Source organism: Micromonospora sp. CMU55-4 (assembly GCF_011602315.1).
Taxonomy (GTDB): Bacteria; Actinomycetota; Actinomycetes; order Mycobacteriales; family Micromonosporaceae; genus Micromonospora; species Micromonospora chalcea.
Window position 1 is genome coordinate 69,361 of record NZ_JAAOLH010000007.1, and the last position, 18,331, is coordinate 87,691.

Annotated in this window: 17 protein-coding genes; 12 read left to right on the top strand and 5 right to left on the bottom strand. The window is 72.9% G+C overall.

Annotated elements, in window-relative coordinates:
* Positions 1 to 31: 31 nt before the first annotated feature.
* Positions 32 to 1,600: a leucyl aminopeptidase gene (locus HA073_RS14325; RefSeq protein WP_064448300.1), complete on the top strand. Its 1,569-nt coding sequence runs from the start codon at positions 32 to 34 to the stop codon at positions 1,598 to 1,600.
* Between the two features lie 81 nt (positions 1,601 to 1,681).
* Here the strand turns inward: HA073_RS14325 and HA073_RS14330 are convergent, their stop codons facing one another.
* Positions 1,682 to 2,011, bottom strand: a complete 330-nt coding sequence (locus HA073_RS14330) for a hypothetical protein (protein WP_013287729.1) — start codon at positions 2,009 to 2,011, stop codon at positions 1,682 to 1,684.
* A 178-nt stretch (positions 2,012 to 2,189) separates the two neighbouring features.
* Between HA073_RS14330 and lpdA the strand changes: the two genes are divergently transcribed.
* Positions 2,190 to 3,581 carry a dihydrolipoyl dehydrogenase gene (lpdA, locus tag HA073_RS14335; RefSeq protein WP_166456614.1) on the top strand — a complete coding sequence of 464 codons (1,392 nt, stop codon included), beginning with the start codon at positions 2,190 to 2,192 and terminating at the stop codon, positions 3,579 to 3,581.
* Positions 3,582 to 3,646: 65 nt separating this feature from the next.
* Positions 3,647 to 5,497 carry a 2-oxoglutarate dehydrogenase, E2 component, dihydrolipoamide succinyltransferase gene (gene sucB, locus HA073_RS14340; protein WP_166456615.1) on the top strand — a complete coding sequence of 617 codons (1,851 nt, stop codon included), beginning with the start codon at positions 3,647 to 3,649 and terminating at the stop codon, positions 5,495 to 5,497.
* A 61-nt stretch (positions 5,498 to 5,558) separates the two neighbouring features.
* Here sucB and HA073_RS14345 read toward each other — a convergent pair whose 3' ends face one another.
* Entirely contained in the window at positions 5,559 to 6,503 is a 945-nt protein-coding gene (locus HA073_RS14345) for an SDR family NAD(P)-dependent oxidoreductase (RefSeq protein WP_043329336.1), read from the bottom strand.
* A 148-nt stretch (positions 6,504 to 6,651) separates the two neighbouring features.
* Between HA073_RS14345 and HA073_RS14350 the strand changes: the two genes are divergently transcribed.
* The 5 genes from HA073_RS14350 to HA073_RS14370 all read left to right on the top strand — a co-directional run bounded on the left by HA073_RS14350 (position 6,652) and on the right by HA073_RS14370 (position 11,588).
* Positions 6,652 to 7,218, top strand: coding sequence for a TetR/AcrR family transcriptional regulator (locus HA073_RS14350; protein WP_166456616.1), 567 nt, complete (start codon positions 6,652 to 6,654; stop codon positions 7,216 to 7,218).
* 44 nt (positions 7,219 to 7,262) lie between these two features.
* Positions 7,263 to 8,597 carry a low temperature requirement protein A gene (locus HA073_RS14355; RefSeq protein WP_043329334.1) on the top strand — a complete coding sequence of 445 codons (1,335 nt, stop codon included), beginning with the start codon at positions 7,263 to 7,265 and terminating at the stop codon, positions 8,595 to 8,597.
* A 73-nt stretch (positions 8,598 to 8,670) separates the two neighbouring features.
* Positions 8,671 to 9,549 (top strand): oxidoreductase, encoded by an 879-nt coding sequence (locus HA073_RS14360; protein WP_140946499.1) that lies wholly within the window; start codon positions 8,671 to 8,673, stop codon positions 9,547 to 9,549.
* A gap of 69 nt (positions 9,550 to 9,618) precedes the next feature.
* Positions 9,619 to 10,566 (top strand): LLM class flavin-dependent oxidoreductase, encoded by a 948-nt coding sequence (locus HA073_RS14365; protein ID WP_166456617.1) that lies wholly within the window; start codon positions 9,619 to 9,621, stop codon positions 10,564 to 10,566.
* 11 nt (positions 10,567 to 10,577) lie between these two features.
* On the top strand, positions 10,578 to 11,588 hold the full coding sequence (locus HA073_RS14370) for an aldo/keto reductase (RefSeq protein WP_166456618.1): 1,011 nt from the start codon (positions 10,578 to 10,580) through the stop codon (positions 11,586 to 11,588).
* A 28-nt stretch (positions 11,589 to 11,616) separates the two neighbouring features.
* On the opposite strand, the gene HA073_RS14375 is transcribed toward HA073_RS14370, so the two are convergent.
* Entirely contained in the window at positions 11,617 to 12,165 is a 549-nt protein-coding gene (locus HA073_RS14375) for a PIN domain-containing protein (RefSeq protein ID WP_043329330.1), read from the bottom strand.
* 11 nt (positions 12,166 to 12,176) lie between these two features.
* Positions 12,177 to 12,647 carry a helix-turn-helix domain-containing protein gene (locus HA073_RS14380; protein ID WP_043331068.1) on the bottom strand — a complete coding sequence of 157 codons (471 nt, stop codon included), beginning with the start codon at positions 12,645 to 12,647 and terminating at the stop codon, positions 12,177 to 12,179.
* 124 nt (positions 12,648 to 12,771) lie between these two features.
* Here HA073_RS14380 and HA073_RS14385 point away from each other — a divergent pair, with 124 nt between their 5' ends.
* Entirely contained in the window at positions 12,772 to 13,671 is a 900-nt protein-coding gene (locus HA073_RS14385) for a TIGR01777 family oxidoreductase (RefSeq protein ID WP_166456619.1), read from the top strand.
* 28 nt (positions 13,672 to 13,699) lie between these two features.
* On the opposite strand, the gene HA073_RS14390 is transcribed toward HA073_RS14385, so the two are convergent.
* Entirely contained in the window at positions 13,700 to 14,935 is a 1,236-nt protein-coding gene (locus tag HA073_RS14390; protein ID WP_166456620.1) for a PHB depolymerase family esterase, read from the bottom strand.
* Positions 14,936 to 15,109: 174 nt separating this feature from the next.
* Between HA073_RS14390 and HA073_RS14395 the strand changes: the two genes are divergently transcribed.
* The 3 genes from HA073_RS14395 (at position 15,110) to HA073_RS14405 (ending at position 18,030) form a co-directional block, all read left to right on the top strand.
* Complete coding sequence (locus tag HA073_RS14395; RefSeq protein ID WP_166456621.1) at positions 15,110 to 16,921, top strand: YfhO family protein; 1,812 nt, start codon at positions 15,110 to 15,112, stop codon at positions 16,919 to 16,921.
* A gap of 69 nt (positions 16,922 to 16,990) precedes the next feature.
* Complete coding sequence (lipB, locus tag HA073_RS14400) at positions 16,991 to 17,632, top strand: lipoyl(octanoyl) transferase LipB (RefSeq protein WP_043329324.1); 642 nt, start codon at positions 16,991 to 16,993, stop codon at positions 17,630 to 17,632.
* 5 nt (positions 17,633 to 17,637) lie between these two features.
* The gene (locus HA073_RS14405) at positions 17,638 to 18,030 is read left to right on the top strand and encodes a VOC family protein (RefSeq protein WP_166456622.1); all 393 of its coding nucleotides are present in this window, start codon (positions 17,638 to 17,640) and stop codon (positions 18,028 to 18,030) included.
* The last annotated feature ends 301 nt before the right edge of the window (positions 18,031 to 18,331 follow it).

The following is an 18,331-nucleotide window of genomic DNA, read 5'->3' on the forward strand; positions in this document are numbered from 1 at the left end:
CGGCCGGCCCGGCCCGCCCGGAGTAGCTTTCGTGACATCGCCCCGCACCACCCTCAGCCTGGTCGACACCGACCCCGCCGAACTCGCCGTCGACGCGATCGTGATCGGCGTGCACAGCCAGACCACCGAGCCGGGCAGCGGCGCACCCGCCCACGCCCTGCTGCTGGCCACCGGCGGGGAGAGCATCGCCGCCGCGTTCGACGGAAAGCTGACCGAGACGCTGGCCCTGCTCGGCGCGACAGGTGGCCCGGGCGAGGTGATCAAGTTGGCCACGCTGGGCACCGTGACCGCCCCGCTGGTCGTGGCCGTCGGCCTCGGCCCGGAGCCCTCGGGCGCCGCTCCGGCCCCGGAGTCGCTGCGCCGGGCCGCCGGCGCCGCCGTACGGGCGCTGGCCGGCGCGGCGCGCGTCGCCCTGGCCCTGCCCCTGCCCGACGACGCCGACGCCCCGGCCGCGCTGCGCGCGGTCGCCGAGGGCGCGCTGCTGGGCGGCTACCGGTTCGCCGGCTACAAGACCAAGCCGCAGCCGGCCCGCCGTGAGCCGGTGGCCGAGGTGCTGGTGGCGGTGCCGGACGCGGCCGACGCGACCGCCCAGGCCGAGGTCGCGCGGGCGCAGGCGGTGGCCGGCGCGGTGCGGACCAGCCGGGACTGGGTGAACACCGCGCCGAACGAGCTGCGTCCCCCGGCGTTCGCCGACGCCGTCTCCGCCGCCGCCCGCGAGGCGGGGCTGGAGGTCGAGGTGCTGGACGAGGCGGCGCTCAAGGCCGGTGGCTACGGCGGCATCCTCGCCGTCGGCCAGGGCTCCGAGGCCCCGCCGCGGCTGGTGAAGCTCACCTGGACGCCGGAGGGCGGCGGCAACGGCAAGCGGGTCGCGCTGGTCGGCAAGGGCATCACGTTCGACACCGGCGGCATCTCGATCAAGCCGGCGCAGGGCATGTGGGAGATGAAGTCGGACATGGCCGGCGCGGCGGCGGTCGGCGCGGCCATGCTGGCGATCGCGGCGCTCAAGCCGTCGGTCACCGTCACCGGCTACCTGCCGATGGCGGAGAACATGCCGTCGGGCGCCAGCTACCGGCCGGGCGACGTGATCAGCATGTTCAACGGCAAGAAGGTGGAGGTGCTGAACACCGACGCCGAGGGCCGGATGGTGCTGGCCGACGCGATGGCGCGGGCCTGCGCGGACGGCGCGGACTACCTGTTCGAGACCTCCACGCTGACCGGCGGGCAGGTGATCGCGCTGGGCAAGCGGATCGCCGGTGTGATGGGCACCCCGGAGCTGTGCGAGCGGGTGCGGGTGGCCGGTGACGCGACCGGTGAGCCGGCCTGGCCGATGCCGCTGCCGGACGACGTGCGCAAGGGCATGGAGTCGGACGTCGCGGACATCTCGCAGGTCAACGCCGGGATGGACCGGGCCGGGCACATGCTGCAGGGCGGCGTGTTCCTGCGCGAATTCGTCACCGACGACGTGGCGTGGGCGCACATCGACATCGCCGGTCCGGGTTACCACTCGGGCGAGGCGACCGGCTACTGGACCAAGGGCGGCACCGGCGTGCCGGTGCGTACGCTCGTGCACCTGGTCGAGGACGTCGCCACCAACGGCTGACGTGCAAGGAAGGGCCCCTTCTTAACGCCTCGCGTTGTAGAAGGGGCCCTTTTTAACACCCGCGCCCGCGCCCGCGCCCGCTCAGAACAGCTCGGGACGGCGCTTGCGGCGTTCGTTGTAGTCGCGCATGCGCTGCGGATAGCCCATCAGCCGCACGTCGTAGATCGGGATGGCGATCCGGTGCGCCCAGCGGCGGGCCTCGTCCGGCCCGCCCACGCGCCGCCGGGTCCACTCGCCGTCGTCGGCGATCAGCATGATCGTGGTCTCGGTGACCGTCGTACGGGGTTCGATGTACGCCTCGACGCCCTTACGGGTCCGGACGAAGTTCTCCAAGTGGTCCAGATCGGCGCGGTCGGCGGCACGGTCGCGGCTCGCCGGGGCGGCCCGCTTTCGTCGTCGGAACAACCCCACCGAATCCACTCCTCCCCCAAGCCGTCATCGAGGACGGTGCCAAGGGTACGTGTCACCGACGTGTCGTTGGGCACCTCGGTACGCGCCCGGTCCGTGGTGGTGACAAGATGACCGAGGTGGGGTGTGCCTGTTACTCCGCCGTAACCCCCGATGCAGTGACGCGACCTGGGAGTTGGATGTGAGCGAGCCGAACGACACGACCTTCGACATCGTCATCCTCGGAGGTGGTAGCGGCGGCTACGCGGCGGCGCTGCGTGCCGCCCAGCTGGACCTCTCCGTCGCCCTCATCGAGAAGAGCAAGCTCGGCGGGACGTGCCTGCACAACGGGTGCATCCCGACCAAGGCGCTGCTGCACGCCGCCGAGATCGCCGACCAGACCCGCGAGTCCGAGCAGTTCGGCGTGAAGGCCGAGCTGGTGGGCATCGACATGAAGGCGGTCAACTCGTACAAGGACGGCGTGATCTCGCGCCTGCACAAGGGCCTGCAGGGCCTGGTGGGCAGCAGCAAGAAGATCACCTTCGTGGCGGGCGCCGGCAAGCTGGTCGGCAAGAACGTCGTCGAGGTGGACGGCAAGCGCTACACCGGCCGTAACGTCGTGCTGGCCTCCGGCTCGTACGCGAAGAGCCTGCCCGGCCTGGACGTCGACGGCGAGCGGATCATCACCAGCGACCACGCCCTGACCCTGGACCGCGTGCCGTCCTCGGCGATCGTGCTCGGCGGCGGCGTGATCGGCGTCGAGTTCGCCAGCGTCTGGAAGTCCTTCGGCGTGGACGTGACCATCGTCGAGGCGCTGCCCCGCCTGGTCGCCGCCGAGGACGAGGAGTCGTCGAAGGCGCTGGAGCGGGCGTTCCGCAAGCGGAAGATCAACTTCAAGGTCGGCAAGCCGTTCGAGAAGGTCGAGAAGACCGACAAGGGCGTGAAGCTGACGATTCAGGGCGGTGACACGGTCGAGGCCGAGCTGCTGCTGGTCGCCGTGGGCCGCGGCCCGAACACCGCCGGCCTCGGCTACGAGGAGCAGGGCGTCAAGATGGACCGCGGTTACGTGCTGACCGACGAGCGGCTGCGCACCAGCGTGCCGAACGTCTACGCGGTCGGCGACATCGTGCCCGGCCTGCAGCTCGCCCACCGTGGCTTCCAGCAGGGCATCTTCGTCGCCGAGGAGATCGCCGGGAAGAGCCCGGCCGTGATCGACGAGGCCGGCATCCCGCGCGTGACGTACTGCGACCCGGAGCTGGCGTCGGTCGGCCTGACCGAGGCGAAGGCCAAGGAGCAGTACGGCGCCGACAAGATCAAGACGTACAACTACAACCTGGGCGGCAACGGCAAGAGCCAGATCCTCAAGACCGCCGGCCACGTGAAGCTGGTCCGGGTGGACGACGGCCCGGTGGTCGGCGTGCACATGGTCGGCGCCCGGGTCGGTGAGCTGATCGGCGAGGCGCAGCTCATCTACAACTGGGAGGCGTACCCGGCCGAGGTGGCGCAGCTCGTGCACGCCCACCCGACGCAGAACGAGGCTCTGGGCGAGGCGCACCTGGCCCTGGCCGGCAAGCCGCTGCACGCGCACGCCTGACACGACAACCGCGGCGTCCGGCGACGGGCGAGAATCCCACCAGGGAATGAAGGAGTCTGGAGAACATGCCGGTATCGGTCACCATGCCCCGGCTCGGCGAGAGCGTCACCGAGGGCACCGTCACGCGCTGGCTCAAGCAGGAGGGTGACACCGTCGAGGTCGACGAGCCCCTGCTCGAGGTGTCGACCGACAAGGTCGACACCGAGATCCCGTCCCCCGCGGCGGGCGTGCTGAGCCGGATCGTGGTCGGCGAGGACGAGACCGCCGAGGTCGGCAGCGAGCTGGCGGTCATCGCCGGTGAGGGCGAGGACGCGGGCGCGGCCCCGAAGCAGGAGGCCGAGCCGGCCACCGAGCCGACCGCCGCCGCCGAGGGCACCGGCCCCGAGCCGGAGCAGCAGGCCGAGGAGGCCGCCGCCGAGCCGGGCGCCGAGGCCGAGCAGCCGGCCGTCGAGGAGCCGGCCCAGCCGGCGGCGTCGTCGGGCGAGGGTACGCCGGTGACCATGCCGGCCCTGGGCGAGAGCGTCACCGAGGGCACCGTCACCCGCTGGCTCAAGCAGGTCGGTGAGACCGTCGAGGTGGACGAGCCGCTGCTGGAGGTCTCCACCGACAAGGTCGACACCGAGATCCCGTCGCCGGTCGCCGGCACGCTGCAGGAGATCAAGGTCGCCGAGGACGAGACCGCCGACGTCGGCGCCGTGCTGGCGATCGTCGGGGTGGCCGGCGCCGCGCCCGCGAAGGCGGAGCCGAAGCCCGAGCCCAAGCCGGAGCCCAAGGCCGAGGCGAAGCCCGAGCCCAAGCCGGAGCCCAAGCCGGAGCCGAAGGTCGAGGAGCCGACGCCGGGCGCGGCCTACAACGAGCCGGCCGCCGAGGCGGAGCAGGCCGCGCAGCCGGCCAAGGCCGAGGCGGCGGCCCAGCCGGCCGCGCCGGCCGCCACGCAGCGCCGGAGCGTTCCGGCCGAGCACGGCGAGGACGCCGCCGGGTACGTGACGCCGCTGGTGCGCAAGCTCGCCGCCGAGCACGGCGTGGACCTGGGCTCGGTCAAGGGCACCGGCGTGGGTGGCCGCATCCGCAAGCAGGACGTGCTGGAGGCGGCGGAGAAGGCGAAGGCCGCCAAGCCCGCGCCGACCGCCGCCGCTCCGGCCGCGAAGGCGGAGGCGCCGGCCCAGCCGGCCGCCAAGCCGCAGCCGAGCGCCAAGCGGGGTACGACGGAGAAGCTGCCGCGTATCCGGGCCACCATCGCCAAGCGGATGCAGCAGTCGCTGCACGAGACGGCCCAGCTGACCACCGTGGTCGAGGTGGACGTCACCCGGGTCGCGAAGCTGCGGGCGCGGGCGAAGGAGTCGTTCCAGGCCAAGCACGGCGTGAAGCTGTCGTTCCTGCCGTTCTTCGCGCTCGCCGCCGTCGAGGCGCTCCAGACGTACCCGATCGTCCAGGCCAGCATGGACCTGGAGGGCGGGACGATCACCTACCCGGCCGCGGAGCACCTGGGCATCGCCGTGGACACCGAGCGCGGCCTGCTCGTGCCGGTCATCCACAACGCCGGTGACCTGAACATGGGCGGCATCGCCAAGCGGATCGCCGACCTGGCCGAGCGCACCCGGGCCAACAAGATCACCCCGGACGAGATGGCCGGGGCGACGTTCACGCTCACCAACACCGGCAGCCGGGGCGCCCTGTTCGACACCCCGATCGTGCCGTCGCCGCAGTCGGCGATGCTCGGCACGGGCGCTGTGGTGAAGCGCCCGGTCGTGGTGAACGACCCGGAGCTGGGCGAGGTCGTGGCGATCCGGTCGATGGTCTACCTGGCCATGTCGTACGACCACCGGCTGATCGACGGCGCCGACGCGGCCCGTTTCCTCACCGCGGTGAAGGAGCGGCTGGAGGCCGGCAACTTCGAGGCCGAGCTGGGTCTGTAGATCCGAGACGGCGAGGGGGCGCGCGGCGACATGCCGCGCGCCCCCTTCGTCGTCAGCGGCCTCAGCCCTTCAGGTGCTCCTCGGATACCGTCCAGAGCTGCTCGGCGGCCTCCGGGTCCCGGGCGTACGGCGCCCAGCCGGTCCGCGTGCCCGGCTGGTTCGGCCCGGCCTCCTGGCAGTCCTCGAAGTACCGGCCGCCGACGCCGTCGAGCAGCGGTGAGGTGGCGACCAGCACCGAGGTCGCCGCGCCCTGCTCCGGGGTCTTGAACGAGGCCGCGCCGCCACCGCTCTGCGCGCGCATCCGGGCCAACTCCTCCTCGGTGATGTAGCGCTGCAGGTTGGTCCGGATCGCGCCGGGCATCAGCGCATTGGTCCAGATGCCGTCGTCGGCCCAGCGCCGGGTCGCCTCCACCGCGAAGAGCACGTTCGCGGTCTTGGACTGCCCGTACGCCAGCCACGGGTCGTACGGCCGCTGCCGGAAGTGGATGTCGGAGAACTCCACCGGCGACCTCAGGTGGGCGGCCGAGCTGACCGAGACGATCCGCGCGCCGCCGGCCGCGGCGAGCGCCGGGCGCAGTCCGGTGGCGAGCGCGAAGTGCCCGAGGTGGTTCGTGGCGAACTGCATCTCCCAGCCCTGCTCGGTACGCATCTCCGGGGAGGCCATGATCCCGGCGTTGTTGACGAGCATGTGCAGCGGCCCGTCCCAGTTCCGGACGAACGCGGCCACCGACGCGAGATCGTCCAGGTCGAGCGGGGCGACCAGGATCCGGTCGTTGCCGGTGGCGCCGGTGAGCTCGGCGGCGGCGCGCTGACCGGCCTCGGTGTTGCGGACGGCGAGGGTGACGTCCGCTCCGGCGGAGGCGAGCGCGCGGGCGGTCTCCACACCGATCCCGGAGGCGCCGCCGGTGACGACGGCCCGCCGGCCGGTCAGGTCCAGGTCGCGGACCACTTCCAGGGCGGTGGTCTCGGAGTCGAACGGGGTCGTGACTGGTGTCGGGGTTGTCATGGTCCATCCTTGTCGACGGCGACGCGGACCGATGTCCGCCCGCTACGATGAGAAGCGGAGGATCCTCCGTTACTTGCTCAGCATAACCGGAGGAGACTCCGGTTACCACCGACCCGGGCCCGCGACCCGGTCGAGCCGAGGAGGAACCGTGCCCGACCGACCGCTGCGCGCCGACGCGCTGCGCAACCGGCAGCGCCTGCTGGACGCCGCGGTGCAGGCGTTTTCCCAGGCGGGCGCGGAGGTAACGCTCGACCGCGTCGCCAAGGAGGCCGGGGTCGGGATCGGCACGCTCTACCGCCACTTCCCCAGCCGGGAAGCGCTCATCGAGGCGGCGTACCGCAACGAGCTGGAGAAGCTCTGCGACGCCGCGCCGGCGCTGCTCGCCACCCGGCCCGCCGACGTGGCGCTGCGCACGTGGATGGACCGGTTCGTCGACTACCTCGCCACCAAGCGGGGCATGGCCGACGCGCTGCGGCTGGTCATCGCCGCAGGCGCCAACCCGTACGCGCAGAGCCGCGACCTGCTGCTGGCCGCGCTCGGCGAACTCCTCGCCGCCGGCGCGGCGGCCGGTGCCGTACGCGCCGACGTGGCCGCCGCCGACGTGCTCGCCAGCCTCAGCGGGGTGTCCCTGGTGGCCGGCGAGCCGGACCAGCGCGCCCAGGCCGGACGCCTGCTCGACCTGCTGATGGACGGCCTGCGCCACCGGACGGGCTGACCGAATCGGCCACCCGGCCCGACCTGCGCTGACAGACTCGGCCGGTGGGCTCGAACCGGTGGCGGGGACGCCTGGGGCCGGCGGTGCCGGTGGCCCCGGGCGCCCGCGTCGACCGGTTCGAGATCTTCTTCGACCTGGTCTTCGTCTTCTCGTTCTTCATCATCACCCGGGCCACCGCCCTGCAGGTGACCGGCGGGGCGCTGCTGCACGCGCTGCTGGTCCTCGCCGTGCTCTGGTGGTCGTGGGTGGTGCACAGCGTGGTCGCCACCCGGGTACGCCTCGGCGAAGGCTTCGTCCCGGTGCTCATGACAGTCGGCATGGCCGCGCTGTTCACGTTCGCGCTGTCGCTGCCACAGGCGTTCCGGGACCCGACCGGCAACGCGGCCGGGCCGATGGTCGCGGCGCTCAGCTACACCGTCCTGCGGTTGATCCACCTGCTGCTGTACCGGCACGCGGTCCGGGACAGCCCGAACGAGCGCCGGCAACTCCTCCGGTTCGCCCCGGAGTTGATCGGCAGCACCGCGCTGCTGCTGGTCGCCGCGCTGCTGCCGCCGAGGATCGACGACCTGTTCTCCGCGGCGGTGCTCCGCGACGTGCTGTGGGCGGTGGTCGTCCTGCTCCAGTACGGCACCGGCATCCTCGCCGGCACCTGGGGCTGGGGCGTCGCATCGGCCGAACACTGGACCGAGCGGTACGACCTGATCCTGATCATCGCGCTGGGCGAGTCCGTGATCTCGGTCGGCGTCGGCAGCAACCTGCTCGGCCAGCCGCCCACCTGGCCGGCCGTGACCGCGGCCGTGCTCGGCATCTTCTTCACCGCCGCGCTCTGGTGGGCGCACTACGACATGATCGGGCCGGCCGCCCGGATCGCGTTGCACGTCGCGCAGGACGGCCCCCGGGTGGCGATGGCCCGGGACGCGTACGCCTACCTGTTCCTGCCGATGATCGCGGGCATCATCCTGTTCGCGCTCGGCGCCGAGACGATAGTGCACGGCATCGCCGACCCGAACGTGCCGCCCAGCGAGCCGGGGCACGGGCCGAGCGTGCCGCTGCTGTTCGGCGGCGTGATCTGCTATCTCTGCGGCAACATGCTGTTCCAGCTCCGTACCCTGCGCACGCTGAGCTGGACGCGGGTCGCGACGGCGTTGCTGCTCGGCCTGAGCATCCCGGTCGCGGAACGGGTGCCGGGGCTGGCCGCGCTGGGCATGCTCACCGCCATCACGGTGGGTATGGTGGCCGTCGAAGTGATCGTCTTCGACGAGGGCCGGCGGGCCCTGCGGAAGCTGGTCTTCGAGGAACGCGCCAGCCACGAGGCGCACGAGGCGGCCTGGCGGGCCCGCTGGCACGAACGGCCCGACGACCGCGACGAAGGCGAGTGAACCACCGGCCCGCCGCCTCCGTGAAACCTGTCGGCCCCGCCGCGGGGCCACACCTGAGGGATACGGGGGCCACATGACCATCGACACCGTCCACGCCGGCGCGGCCGGCGCCTGGCAGCTCGGCGACCTGACCGTCAACCGGATGGGCCTGGGCGCGATGCGGCTGACCGCGAACGCCGACGGCAGCCCGAGCGACCGCGACCGGGCCGTCGCCGTGCTGCGCCGCGCCGTCGAGCTGGGCGTCAACCACATCGACACGGCCGCGTTCTACTTCTCGCCGCTGCGCTCGGCCAACGAGCTGATCAACCGGGCGCTGTGGCCGTACCCGGAGGATCTGGTCATCGTGACCAAGGTCGGGCCGGGCAAGGACCCGTCCGGGCAGTGGCTGCCGGCGGCCCGCCCGGACCAGCTGCGCGGCCAGGTGGAGGAGAACCTGCGCCAGCTCGGCCGCGACCACCTGGACGTGGTGAACCTGCGGGTGCACGGCCCGGAGCCGCTGTCCGAGCACTTCGGCGCGCTCGCCGAGCTGCGCGACGCCGGGCTGATCCGGCACCTCGGCGTCTCCGCCGTACGCCCCCACCAGGTCACCGAGGCGCGCGCCATCGCACCGGTGGTGTGTGTGCAGAACTCGTACGGCCTGGGCTACCGCCGTCAGCACGACGAGCTGATCCGTGACTGCGCCGCGCACGGCACCGCGTTCGTGCCGTTCTTCTCCCTCGTCACCAGCGGTCGGGAGGCCGGCGCGACCGGCGAGGAGCACCCGGAGGTGCTCGCGGTGGCCCGGGAGCACGGCGTGACGGCGGCCCAGGTCCGGCTGGCGTGGACGCTGGCCCGCGGCCCGAACGTGCTGGCCATCCCCGGCACCGGCGACCCGGCGCACCTGGAGCAGAACGTCGCCGCCGCCGCGCTGCGCCTGTCCCCCGACGACCTGGCCCGCCTCGACGCGGTGTGACGTTCGGCCGTCGGCAGAATCGGCGCGCGCGGGGTGGCCGGCGGCCCGGCGCGCGCCGATGCTGGGGCGATGGCGACCTTCTCCGTACAGGCCCATCCCACCGACGCGGCGAGCTGGACCGAGCTGGCCCGCACCGTCGAGGCGGCCGGTTTCGACGCGCTGTTCGCCGCCGACCATCCGGGCGACTGCGCGTCGCCGTTCGTCGCGCTGGCCGCCGCCGGAGCCGTGACCAGCACGCTGGGCCTCGGCTCGTACGTCTCCAACGCCGCTGTCCGGGAACCGATCCTGCTCGCCGCCGACGTGGCCACGCTGGACGTGGTCTCCGGCGGGCGGGCCCGGCTCGGGCTCGGCGCCGGCCACACCCCGGCCGAGTGGCGGGCCGTCGGGCGCGAGCGCCCGGACGTCGCCGCCCGGGTCCGCCGCTGCGTCGCGGTGGCCGAGGCGGTACGGGCGCTGCTGGCCGGCGACGAGGTCACTGTGGACACCGAGGAGCTGACCGCGTACGCGGCACGCCTGCACCGGCCGCGCCCGGTGCAGGACCGGATCCCGCTGACCGTCGGCACGGCCAACTCGACGCTGCTGCGCTGGGCCGGGAAGCACGCCGACGTGGTCGGTCTGACCGGCTTCGGCCGCACCCTGGCCGACGGCCACCAGCACAGCGTCCGGTGGCGGGCCGACCAGATCGAGGCGCAGCTCGCGCACGTCGCGGCCGGAGCGGACGGCCGGGAGACGCCGCCGGTGCTGGAGGCGCTGGTCCAGCACGTCGCGGTCACCGACGACGCCGAGGCGGCCGCCGCCACAACTGCCGCCGAGACCGGGCTCACCCCGGAGGAGGTGCTGGCCACCCCGTTCGTGCTGGCCGGCACGCCCGACGAGATCGTCGCGGCGGTGGCCGGGCACGAGCGCCGCTGGGGCGTCACCCATTTCGCGGTACGCGCCGACGCGGTGGCGCCGCTCGCGCCGCTGCTGCCCCGGCTGGCCGGAAAAGCGCTGGACTTCGAGCACACTCGAAAGTGAACACTGGGCGCATGACGACGACACGACGGCTGGGCCGCAGCGGCATCGAGGTCAGCGCGATCGGCATGGGCTGCTGGGCGATCGGCGGTCCGCTCTGGGACGGCACCCAACCGCTCGGCTGGGGCGAGGTGGACGACGACGAGTCGGTGCGTACCGTCCACCGGGCCCTCGACCTGGGCGCGACGCTGTTCGACACCTCCAGCAACTACGGCGCCGGGCACAGCGAGCGGGTACTCGGGCGCGCGCTGGCGGGCCGCCGGGACCGCGCGGTCATCGCGACCAAGTTCGGCTATCCCACCGACGAGGAGACCCGCCAGGCGCTCGGCGAGGACGCCAGTCCCGAGTACGCGCGGCGCAGCCTGGAGGGTTCGCTGCTCCGGCTCGGCACCGACCACGTCGACCTCTACCAGCTCCACCTGGGCGGTCTGCCGGTGCCACGGGCGCTGGACCTCGTCGGCACGCTGGAGGACCTGGTCGCGGAGGGGAAGATCCGGGCGTACGGCTGGAGCACCGACGACCCCGCCTCGGCGCGCGCCTTCGCCGAGGCGGGACCGCACTGCGCGGCGATCCAGCACGACCAGTCGGTGCTGCGGGACAACGCCGCCATGCTCGCGGTGTGCGCGGAGTTCGACCTGGCGAGCCTCAATCGAGGGCCGCTGGCGATGGGCCTGCTCACCGCGAAGTACCAGGACGCGCCGACCGCCCGGGGCGGCGACGACGTCCGCGGTGTGGCACCGGAGTGGCTGGACTGGTTCACCGGCGGCGTACCGCGCGCCGAGTGGGCGCAGCGGGTGGCCCGGGTCCGTGCGGCGCTGACCGCCGACGGCCGCACGCTCGCCCAGGGCGCGCTGGGCTGGCTGCTCGCCCGCAGCCCGCACACGCTGCCGATTCCCGGCTGCCGGACCGTGGCGCAGGCCGAGGAGAACCTGGGAGCGCTGGCGTACGGGCCGCTGCCGCAGGCCGCGTTCGCCGAGGTGGAACGCCTGCTCGCCGACCTGCGCACCGCCCCGGCCGACGCCTGACCGCTCTGTCCCGCCGCGGGGGGCCGCCTCAGAGGTGCCGGCGGACCTCCGCGGCGAACCGGGGCAGGCCGGTGCGTCCCAGCAGTACGAGCAGACCCGGTACGGTCGTCGGCTCCCTGCGGTAGGCGGCCGCCTGGCGGTGCAGGACGTCCAGTGTCTGCCCCGGGTAGAGGTCCAGCTGGTCGAGCAGGAAGTCGTCCGGGTGCATCGCCACGATGTCGAAGGACTTGAGCGACGCCTCGGGAAAATCACCGACGTTGAACGTGACCAGCACTTCCGCGTTCGCCCGGACGGCGGCAGCCAGCACGTGCCGGTCCTTGGGATCGTTGGACATGCCGTCGATGAGCGACTCGTACCCGCTGACCATGGCGTCCGGGAACGCCTCGGACATCTGGCCGATCCGGCGGTCGACCCGCTCCTCCGCGATGCCTCGTGCGATCAGGTTGCGTCGCAGCTCGTCAAGGACGTCCCTGGACCAGAGGGGCCGGTAGGCGGCGACCTCGGCCAGCCGCAGCAGGGTGTCGCAGAGATGCGCCGGGTAGAGGACGCAGGTGTCGAGAAAAGCCGGGAACGCCACTCAGGTCACGCTCATCTCGTCCTGCGCGGTGTGGCCGTCGCGTCGTACAGGCCGTCTTCCTCGGCTTCGGCGGTCATTCGGTCGAGCGTCCGGCGGCGTGCCTGCCGGGTCCGCTCCTGGTAGTCGAGAACGTCCCGGAGCATGACTCGCCGGTGACGGCCGCGCATCGTGTGCGGCATCTCGCCCTCGGACAGCAACCGGACCAGCGTGGGCCGGGAGATGTTGAGCAGGTCTGCCGCCTCCTGGGTCGTCAGCATCGTGTTGTGCGGTGCGATGGAGATCGCAAGCCCTTCGGACAGTGCCGTCACCACGTCCCGCAGCACTCCGTACAACTCGTCGGGGATCTCGATCTCGGACCCGTCCGGCCCGACCAGCCTGGCCCGCGCACGACCGCTGGCGCTCCGCAGTTCGTGCACGAACCGGGCCAGCTCAGCCGGGTCGTCCGGAGGAAGGACGGTACGTTCACGCAGCGCGCTGCTCATGACCACAAGGGTATCGCTATTCGAAAAAAACGCAACGCGTTCAGCGCGCGTGACGGGTGGGCGTGACGAGTGAGTGATTTCGCTCCACGCATCCGAATAGCGCCGCGTACTCGAAGATGTGAGCATGCGGATCCTCATGGCCGGCGCGTCCGGTTTCCTCGGCACCCGACTGGTCGACTGCCTCACCGCGGACGGCCACCAGGTCACCCGCCTGGTCCGCCGCCCACCACGCACACCCGCCGAGCGCCAGTGGAACCCGTCCGCCGCGCAACTGGACCCGCAGTGCGTCGCCGAGGCGGACGCGGTGGTGAACCTGGCCGGGGCCGGGGTGGGCGACAAGCGCTGGAACGACGAGTACCGGAAGCTGATCCGGACCAGCCGCGTGGACAGCACCACCACGCTCGCCATCACGATCGCCGGTCTGCCCACCGCGGACCGGCCCGCGGTGCTGCTGAACTCCTCGGCGGTCGGCTGGTACGGCGACACCGGTGACCGCGCGGTCACCGAGGAGGCGCCGGCCGGTGAGGGGTTCCTCGCCGACGTCTGCCGGGTGTGGGAGGCCGCGACCCGGCCGGCCGAGGACGCGGGCGTACGGGTGGTGCGGCTGCGGACCGGACTGCCGCTGCACCGCGACGGCGGCCTGCTCAAGCCGCAGCTGCTGCCGTTCCGGCTCGGCGTCGGCGGCAAGCTGGGCAACGGGCGGCAGTGGCTGCCGTGGATCTCGATGCGGGACTGGCTGAACGCGGCGAAGTTCCTGCTCGACCGCGACGACGTGGCGGGCCCGGTCAACGTGGTCGGCCCGGCGCCGGTCACCAACGCCGAGTTCACCCGGGAACTTGCCCGTCAGCTGCACCGCCCCGCGATCATGCCGATCCCGGCGGTGGCGCTGAAGGTGGTGCTCGGCGGCTTCTCGCAGGAGGCGCTCACCAGCACCCGGGTGCTGCCGGGCGTACTCGACAAGTCCGGCTTTCCCTGGACGCATCCGGACCTGCCGGGCGCGCTGCGCGCCGCCCTCACGGAGTGAGCCCGCGAGGGCGGCGCGGCGTGGCCGTTCAGCAGCCGATCACCCAGTACGCGGGCCCGGTCTGCTTGAGCGTGCTCGTGTAGAAGGTGTTGTAGAGGCCCATCCGCTGCCCGCTGCCCAGCGCGTAGGCGTACCCGCCGGACTGGTAGGCCCGCCCGGCCACCACGTGCGCGTAGTTGCTGGCGGTGACGCAGACCGGCGCGCCGGTCGGCGATGGCGTGGGCGAGGGTGACGCGGTGGGCGTGGGTGACGCGGTCGCCGTCGGGGTCGGGCTCGGCGAGGCGCCGCCACCGCCGAGCCCGAAGAAGAGCGCGTCCCGGTACGTCGAACAGATGGTGTCCAGGAAGTACGCCCCGGCGGTGCCGCACTGGTCCGCACCGGTACCCGGGTCGACGGGGGTGCCGTGGCCCATGCCGGAGACCCGGTAGAGGCGGACCTGGTCGTTGCCGTAGACCTCCAGGCTCGTGCCGGACGGCAGCGTGGACGTGCTGGTCGGGGTGGTCGACAGGCCCAGCACGTTCGTCCACTGGTCCCGGGACTCGGCGGCGTTCGCGGTCGCCACAGTGGTGTCGCTGGTGCCGTGCCAGATCGCCACCCGGGGCCGCTTGCCGGTGTAGCCGGCGTACGCGCCGCGGACCAGGTCGCCCCACTGGGCCGGGGTCTTGTCCACACCCGGGTTCATGCAGCTGAACGCGGTGACGGTGCTGGTCGCGCAGCGGTACGGGATGCCGGCGATGATCGAGCCGCCGGCGAAGACGTCGGGGTAGGCGGCGAGCATGGCCGCGCTCATCGCGCCGCCGGCGGAGAGGCCGCTGACGTACACGCGGGCGCCGTCGGTGCCGTAGGTGGTCCTGGCGTAGTCGACCATCTGTTTGATCGACAGCGCCTCGCCCTGACCGCGGGCGGTGTCACCGGCCTCGAACCAGTTGAAGCAGGAGTTGGCGTTGTTGCCGCTGGGCTGCTGCGGCGCGATGAGCGTGAACTTCCACTGGTCGGCGTACTTCTGCCAGCCGGAGTTGGCGACGTAGGTCGAGGCGTTCTGCACGCACCCGTGCAGCAGCACCACGGCGGGCGCGCCGGCCGGCAGGCCGTCCGGGCGGTACGCGTACATGGTCAGGTTTCCGGGGTTGGAGCCGAAGCCGGTGACCTGGGTGAGCGTGGCGGCCTGGGCGGGAAGGGCGGCGACCAGCGCGGTGGCCGCGGCCAGCACGACCCCGGCCGCCGCCCCGGCGACGCGGGCGATGAGGGATGAGGAGCGGGGCACGGGAACCTCCCGATCGTGGAATGTGAACTGAGTCACCTCCGAGTTGCCGCGACGTTACGGCCGTGTTTCGTCACACCGGAATGGCCGCCGCTCACACATTCACGACCGCCGAAGTGTGCGGGCGAGTTTCGTGTCCGGGCGGTCTGCCCAGGTCCGGTTGGTAACGTCCGCTGCGTGCCGTCCTCCCCGTTCCTGGCCACCGGGCCGTCGACGACCCGCGTCCGTGACCGGCGGGCCGACCTGCTGGTGACGCTCGCCGCCCTGGCGCTGGCCTTCTGGGTCACCAGCGGCATGTGGCGTGATCCCAACAGCCGCGCCATCACCGTCAACTCCAGCGACCAGGCGCTGTTCGAGTGGCTGCTGGCGTTCGGCGGGCACGCGCTCACCCACGGGGAGAACCCGCTCTACACCACGCTGATCAACGTCCCGGACGGGGTGAACCTCGCGGTGAACACCTCGATCACCGTGTACGCGGCGGTCTTCGCGCCGCTGACGTACCTGATCGGGCCGCCCGCGACGTTCCTGGTGATCCTCACGCTCAACCTCGCCGCCACCGCGGTGGCCTGGTACTGGCTGCTGAGCCGGTACCTGGTGCGCAGCCGGCTGGCCGCCGGTGTGGGGGCGCTGTTCATCGCCTTCTGCCCGGCGATGGTGTCGCACGCCAACGCGCACCTGAACTGGACCGCCGGCTGGCTGGTGCCGCTGCTGATCTGGGGCGTGTTCCGGCTGCGCCGCCCCGGCCGCGCGGTCACCGGCGGGATCGTGCTCGGGCTGCTGGTGGCGGCCGCGTTCTCGATCGCCGCCGAAGGGTTGTTCTTCACCGCGCTGGCGCTCGGCGTGTTCCTCGCCGTCTGGGCGCTGCACCCGGCCCGGTGGCCGGAGGTACGCGCCGCGCTGCCCCGGATGGCGGCCGGACTCGGAGTCACCGCGCTCGTCGCCGGAGCGCTGCTGGCGTACCCGCTCTGGCTGCACTTCCTCGGGCCGCAGCGGTTCCACGGCACCGGCTTCGATCCGCTGATCCACTCCGAGGACATCGCCGCGTACGGGTCGTACCCGCGCCGGTCGCTGGCCGGCTGGGCCGGGTGGGGCACCTCGCTGGCGCCCAACCCGACGGAGGAGAACTCGTTCTTCGGCGTACCGCTGCTCGTGCTCGGCCTGGCCTGCTTCGCGCTGCTGTGGTGGCGCGCGGACCGGGCGTTCCGGGCCACCCTCGCGGCGCTCGGGGTGACCGCGGTGGTCTTCGCGGTGCTGTCGTGGGGGCCGACGGTGAAGTGGAACGGCCGCCGTTTCGACCAGACGCTGCCGTTCGGGGTGCTGGACAACCTGCCGGTGATCAACGCGGCGCTGCCGTCGCGGCTGGCCCTTGTCGTCGCGCCGGTGATCGGCCTGCTGCTGGCGTACGCGATCGACTCGCTGCGCGCCCGGCCGCCCCGGCGCCGCGCCGTCGGCGTGGCCTGGGCGCTCGGGTTCGTCGCCGCGCTGCTGCCGCTGGTGCCGACGCCGCTGTTGACCAGCGTCCGTGAGCCGATTCCGCGGTTCATCACCAGTGGCGCCTGGCAGCGCTACGTCCCGCCCGACGGGGTGCTGACCCCGCTGCCGCTGACCGTCGACGTGTACCCGGACGGGCAGCGCTGGCAGGCGTACGCGCTGGCCCACCGGCAAAGTGAGTTCCGCATCCCGGCCGGGTTCTTCCTCGGGCCGGGCGGTCCGGAGGGCCGGGGCCGGATCGGGCCGGTGCCGCGCACCTTCGACTCGCTGATGGACCAGGCCGGCCGGACCGGGCTGGTGCCGATCATCACCGACGGCAGCATCCGCGAGTCCCGGGCGGACCTGCGCCACTGGGGCGTGCGGGCGGTGGTGCTGCCGGACCGGGTGCACGGCGCGAAGTACGACGTCGACGAGGACGCGCTGCGGCGTACCGCCACCGCGCTGCTCGGCGAGCCGGAGCGGGTGGAGGACGTCTGGCTGTGGCGGGTGCCGGACTGACCGCCACCTCGGCCCGATGGCGACGAGGCTCACGGGTCCGGTTCCCGGGGGCGGGACTAGGCTGGACGGGTGAGCGTGACGACTTCCGGGCTGACCGCCGTCCGCGCCGGCCTGCTCGACTACCAGGCCGCCTGGGACGAGCAGCGCCGGCTGCACGAGGCGGTGGTGGCCGGCGAGCAGGGCGACACGGTGCTGCTGCTGGAGCACCCCAGCGTCTACACCGCCGGCAAGCGCACCGAGCCGTGGGACCGCCCGATGGACGGCACCCCGGTGGTGGACGTGGACCGCGGCGGGAAGATCACCTGGCACGGTCCGGGGCAGCTCGTCGGCTACCCGATCGTCCGGCTGCCCGACCCGGTCGACGTGGTCGCGTACGTCCGCCGCACCGAGCAGCTGCTGATCGACGTGTGCGCCGAGTTCGGGCTGGCCGCCGGCCGGGTCGAGGGGCGCTCCGGCGTGTGGGTGCCGGAGGACGACAGGGGCCCGGCCCGCAAGGTGGCCGCCATCGGCATCCGGGTGGCCCGCGGCGTCACGCTGCACGGCTTCTCCGTCAACTGCGACTGCGACCTCGGCTTCTTCGACCGGATCGTGCCCTGCGGCATCCGCGACGCCGGGGTCACCTCGCTGACCGCCGAGCTGGGCCGGCCGATCACCGTCGCCGACGTGCTGCCGGTGGTCGAGCGACACCTGCCGACGCTGACGCAGGTCTGAGCCCCGTGCGGCTCGACCTGGTCACGCTCGTCGTGACCGAGTACGACCCCGCGATCGCCTTCTTCACCGAGGTGCTCGGCTTCGAGCTGGCCGAGGACAAGCCCTCGCTGACGAACGACGGCCGGCCCAAGCGCTGGGTGGTGGTACGCCCGCCGGGCGGTGGCACCGGCCTGCTGCTGGCCCGCGCCGACGGTGAGCACCAGGCCGGTGCGGTGGGCGACCAGACCCACGGCCGGGTGGGTTTCTTCCTCCAGGTCGACGACTTCGAGGCGGTGTACCGCCGGATGGCCGACGCGGGGGTCGAGTTCGTCCGGCCGCCCCGCACCGAGCCGTACGGCCGGGTCGCGGTCTTCCGCGACATCGCCGGCAACCTCTGGGACCTGCTCGGCCCGGCCTGACCGCCCGGTCCGGCCGATCGGCCCGGCCCGACCGCTCGGCGGCGCGGTGGCCGACCGGTCCGGATCGCCGTCCGCCCAGAACCGCCGCTCGCCCAGCCCCACCCCGCCATCGGTCACGGTGAGTGACAACGCCGCGTCCGCGGCATGTGACCTCCCGCCGACTTTGCTCTGCAGCCAGATCCGCAACGATCACGCCCGGTCGACCGTTGCGCTCGTGGCTGCAGAGCAAAGGGCGCAGACACCCTTCCCTCCCTCCGGACGGCAGTCCGCCATAACCCCAGCTCAGCGCAATCCGCCGACG

What these genes read in the sequence shown, in the direction of transcription:
- HA073_RS14370 (WP_166456618.1), top strand. Translation starts at nt 10,578, where the DNA reads ATGACGACGACACGACGGCTGGGCCGCAGCGGCATCGAGGTCAGCGCG.
- sucB (WP_166456615.1), top strand. Translation starts at nt 3,647, where the DNA reads ATGCCGGTATCGGTCACCATGCCCCGGCTCGGCGAGAGCGTCACCGAG.
- HA073_RS14385 (WP_166456619.1), top strand. Translation starts at nt 12,772, where the DNA reads ATGCGGATCCTCATGGCCGGCGCGTCCGGTTTCCTCGGCACCCGACTG.
- HA073_RS14380 (WP_043331068.1), bottom strand. Translation starts at nt 12,647, where the DNA reads ATGAGCAGCGCGCTGCGTGAACGTACCGTCCTTCCTCCGGACGACCCG.
- HA073_RS14345 (WP_043329336.1), bottom strand. Translation starts at nt 6,503, where the DNA reads ATGACAACCCCGACACCAGTCACGACCCCGTTCGACTCCGAGACCACC.
- HA073_RS14365 (WP_166456617.1), top strand. Translation starts at nt 9,619, where the DNA reads ATGGCGACCTTCTCCGTACAGGCCCATCCCACCGACGCGGCGAGCTGG.
- HA073_RS14360 (WP_140946499.1), top strand. Translation starts at nt 8,671, where the DNA reads ATGACCATCGACACCGTCCACGCCGGCGCGGCCGGCGCCTGGCAGCTC.